Origin of the sequence: Streptomyces sp. NPDC127084 (assembly GCF_042724175.1) — a bacterium.
Lineage (GTDB): Bacteria > Actinomycetota > Actinomycetes > Streptomycetales > Streptomycetaceae > Streptomyces.
Window position 1 is genome coordinate 1 of sequence record NZ_JBHXFA010000237.1, and the last position, 3,843, is coordinate 3,843.

3 protein-coding genes are annotated in these 3,843 nt (G+C 71.6%); all 3 read right to left on the reverse strand.

The features are described 5' to 3' along the window. Positions 1–77: 77 nt before the first annotated feature. The gene (locus ACFWI9_RS31835; protein ID WP_387168040.1) at positions 78–1,109 is read right to left on the reverse strand and encodes a zinc-binding dehydrogenase; all 1,032 of its coding nucleotides are present in this window, start codon (positions 1,107–1,109) and stop codon (positions 78–80) included. A 51-nt stretch (positions 1,110–1,160) separates the two neighbouring features. Further along, positions 1,161–2,402 carry a cytochrome P450 gene (locus ACFWI9_RS31840; RefSeq protein WP_387168042.1) on the reverse strand — a complete coding sequence of 414 codons (1,242 nt, stop codon included), beginning with the start codon at positions 2,400–2,402 and terminating at the stop codon, positions 1,161–1,163. 126 nt (positions 2,403–2,528) lie between these two features. Then, a complete protein-coding gene (locus ACFWI9_RS31845; RefSeq protein WP_387168045.1) occupies positions 2,529–3,650 on the reverse strand; it encodes a hydrolase in 1,122 nt (373 codons plus the stop codon). Positions 3,651–3,843: the final 193 nt, after the last annotated feature.

Sequence of the window (3,843 nt, forward strand, 5' to 3'; positions counted from 1 at the left end):
AGCCCGAACACCTCAAGAGTGTTCGCCGGGCTCGTCGCGTGTGGCCGAGAGCAGGTGATTCCCCGGGGGTTCGGCTCTCAGGAGCTCAGCGAGAGCGACACATTGCCTCGGTAGGCGCCCTTCAGACACGCCATCAGCGCCTCCGCGGCCGCCTCGATGCCCCCCTCGACCACGGTCTGCGGGAACACGAACGTGCCGGCCCCCAGCCAGGTCGCGAAGTGCTGCAGCCAGGCGCCGATCTGCTCCGGGGTGTGGTAGCAGGCGAAGGGGCGCAGTTCCAGGTGCCGGGTGATCGCCGTCATCAGGTCGAGCCGCGGCAGGCCGTCATCACCGGCACCGTTCTGCACGGACAGCGCGCCGCACAAGGCGAACCTGGCGTAGGGGGCGGCGACCTGGATCGCGGCTTCGAACTGCTCGCCGCCGACGTTGTCGAAGTACACGTTGATGCCGTCGGGGGCGAGCTCCCGCAGCCGCTCGGCCACCGGCCCGTCGTGGTAGTCGAAGGCGGCGTCGTAGCCGAGCTCCTCCACCAGGTACGCCACCTTCTCCGCGCTGCCCGCGCTGCCGATCACCCGGGCCGCGCCCCGGTGCTTGGCGATCTGCCCGGCGAGCGAGCCCACACCGCCGGCCGCGCCGGATACGAACACCACGTCACCGTCACCGACCCGGGCGATGTCGGCCATGCCGTAGTACGCCGTGGGGCCCTGGCACAGGAAGTAGGAGGTGTCGGGGAACAGGCCCTGAGGCAGCTTGAAGAAGGTGTGGGCGGGGCCGACGGCGTACTCGCACCAGCCGGTCATGGACTGCACGAGGTCGCCGACGGCGAGGTCCGGGCTGTTGGACCTCACGACGGTGCCGGCCTCCCCGCCACCGATGCGTCCGCCCACCTGGTACGGGGGCAGCGGCAGCTGGCAGTCCTTGCGCATCAGATCCTGGTACGCGGCGGCCACGGCGAGGTGGTCCATCCGTACGACGACCTCGCCCGGGGCGGGCTCGGGGATCTCGACCTCGGCGAGCTCGAAGTGGTCGAGGGTGAGGGGGCCCTCCAGGTGCTTGGCCAGGCGTATCTCACGGGCCTTGTCCGGGACCGTCACTGCTCCCGATGTCATGATCACTGTCCTCCGTGCCAGGTGGATGGTTTCGGGGCCTCGGCGAGGCGCTCAGGGGGCGTCCCAGACCACCGGCAGGCTGGTCAGGGTGTGGTTGATCTCGCCGGTGTGCCAGGGCAGTTCCTCCTGCGGCACGGCGAGCCGGAGGCCGGGGAAGCGCCGCACCAGGCCGTCGATGGCGATCTCCATCTCCATCCGGCCGAGATGCTTGCCCAGGCAGTAGTGCACCCCGTGGCCGAAGGAGATGTGCGGGTTGTGCTCGCGGGCCAGGTCGAGCCGGTCGGCGTCGGCGAAGACGTCGCCGTCGCGGTTGGCCGACGCCAGGCACAGCAGCACCGCGTCGCCCTTGCGGATGGTCACCCCGCCGACCTCGATGTCATCGGCGGCGACCCGCGGGAATCCGGAGGTGTCGGTGGCGAACAGATTGACATGCCGGAGCAGTTCCTCGACGGCGACCGGGATACGGCTGCGGTCCTCGGCGAGCCACTGCCACAGCTCGGGGTGGTCGGCGATCAGCGCGAGCACCGAGTTGGCGAGCTGGTTGGCGGTGGTGTCGAAGCCGGCGCCGATCAGGGTGAAGCCGAAGGTCACCAGCTCCTGTTCGCTGAGCCGGTCGTCGTTGTCGCGGGCCGCGATCAGCTCGGAGAGCATGTCGTCGGTGGGGTTGGCGCGCTTGTCGGCGATCAGCCCGACGATGTACTCGCTCAGCTTGGCGAGACCGGCCAGGGACTCCTCGCCGCCCGCGCGGTCGTCCACGGTGGCGAAGGCACGGGCCCACTTCTCGAAGTCCCGCAGATCCTTGGCCGGTACGCCGAGCAGTTCGCCGATGACCGTGAGCGGCAGCGGCAGGCAGAGCTGCTGCACCAGGTCGACCGGGCCCTGCTTGCCCATCATGTCGTCGAGGAGTTCGTCGGAGACCTTCTGCACACCGGCCCGCATCCGCTCGACGCGGCGCAGGGTGAAGGCACCGGCCACCAGCTTGCGCAGCCTGGAGTGCTCCGGCGAGTCCAGGGAGATGATCATCTCCGGGGTGGTGTGCATGGTGCCGCCGATACGCGGCGCGCCCTCCCCGCAGGCCAGCGCGCGGCTGAGGCGGGGGTCGGCCGACAGCGCCCGTACGTCCTCGTACCGGGTGATCAGCCAGGCGTCGACGCCGCCCGCGGTGGGGACGCGGACGACGGGCTGGTCGGCGCGCAGGGCGGCGTACCGCGGGGCGGGGCCGCGGTAGCTCGAACCGGAGAAGGGATAGACGTCGGACACGTCGGACGCGTCGGACACGGGGCAGGCGGACATCGGGATACCTCCGCGAGGTGCGGGCTGTCGGATGGTGGGGCAACGGGGCGGGGCGCGGGTGGGCGCGGCGGACGGCGCGCGGCCGATACGCGGGTGCCGGAGGACCGGTCGGGGCCGGCCAGACGGCTACTGCTCCTCGGGACCGAGCAGCACGGCCGAGTAGTTCTTGCGGGCCGCAGTGTCGTACTGGAGCGCGACATGGCTGGTCGCGGAGGTGATGTCGCGCCAGAACCGCTGCAAGGGGTGCGCCTCGCCGAGACCGCCGGTGCCCGCGCCGCGTACCAGCAGTCCCGCCGCCTCCTGGAGGAGCTCGGCGGCGAAGGTCGCGTTGCGCTCGTTCCTGGCCATCAGCTCCGGGGTGAAGAGCTGCTTGTCGATGACCTCGGCGTTCTGGTCGACAAGATGACGGGCGGCGTCGATCCGGCCCGAGGCGCGCACCATGATCAGCTCGCCCGCGTGGTTGCGGCGCCGACCGGTCATGGTGCCCGCGCAGGCGGCCAGGGCGCCGGTGGCCGCACCCACCACAGGGGCGATGAAGGTCAGCCCGCCGACCGCCTGGAACGGCACATGGTGGCAGGGCGCGGCAGAGGTCGCGTTGTGCCCGGTCAGCATGTCGGCACGGTCGAAGGACAGATGCGCCGGTACGTCGGCGTCCTCCAGCACCACAGTGTGGCTGGCGGTGGCCCGCATACCGACGCTGTCCCAGGTCTCCTGGACCGTCCACGTCCCGCGGGGGAGCGCGAAGAAGCGCAGCTGCGGCGGCCCCTCGGAGCCCGTGGCGGCGGCACAGACCAGGATCCAGTCGGCGAAGTCGACCCCGCTGACGTAGCTCCACCGGCCGCTGAGCCGCCAGCCGCCCCCCTCGACCGCTTTGGCCCGCCCGGCGGGCATCAGCGCGGTGGCGATCACGCTGTCGGGGCTCTCACCCCAGATGGCGCGGTGCCCCTCTTCCGGCAGATGCGAGGCGAACCGCGCCGAGTACGCGGCGAGCGAGGCACACCAGGCGGTCGCCGCACAGGCCTCGCCGACCGCGACGACGGCACTGGTCAGCTCACCGAAGCTGCCCTCTGTACCGCCCCAGCGTGAGGCCACGAAGTGCCGGGCGAAGCCGGCCTCACGGATCGCCTCCGTGACTTCGGGAGCGAGCCGGCGGTTGGTGTCCGCGTCGGCGGCGTGCTCGGCCGCGAGCGCGCGCAGCTTGTCGGCGGCCTGGGCCAGGCCGGTGTCCCCTTGTATGACGGCAGCCATCCTCATGACCTCCTGTGGTGAACGCTTCGCTATGCGCGGTCCGGTCGCACACACTGCCGGGGGCGACTCGAAGCCGGGTGCAACGCGGCTAGGCCGGGAGGACACCGCCCGTGACATGCCTCGGGCCCCGGGCGGCGGCGACCGGGGCCCCCGGGCGCCCCCACGAACCGACCCTGGGGCAGAAAATAATGGG

Excerpts from the sequence above, each read along its gene's own strand:
- ACFWI9_RS31835 (WP_387168040.1), bottom strand. The coding sequence starts at position 1,109 with ATGACATCGGGAGCAGTGACGGTCCCGGACAAGGCCCGTGAGATACGC.
- ACFWI9_RS31840 (WP_387168042.1), bottom strand. The coding sequence starts at position 2,402 with ATGTCCGCCTGCCCCGTGTCCGACGCGTCCGACGTGTCCGACGTCTAT.
- ACFWI9_RS31845 (WP_387168045.1), bottom strand. The coding sequence starts at position 3,650 with ATGGCTGCCGTCATACAAGGGGACACCGGCCTGGCCCAGGCCGCCGAC.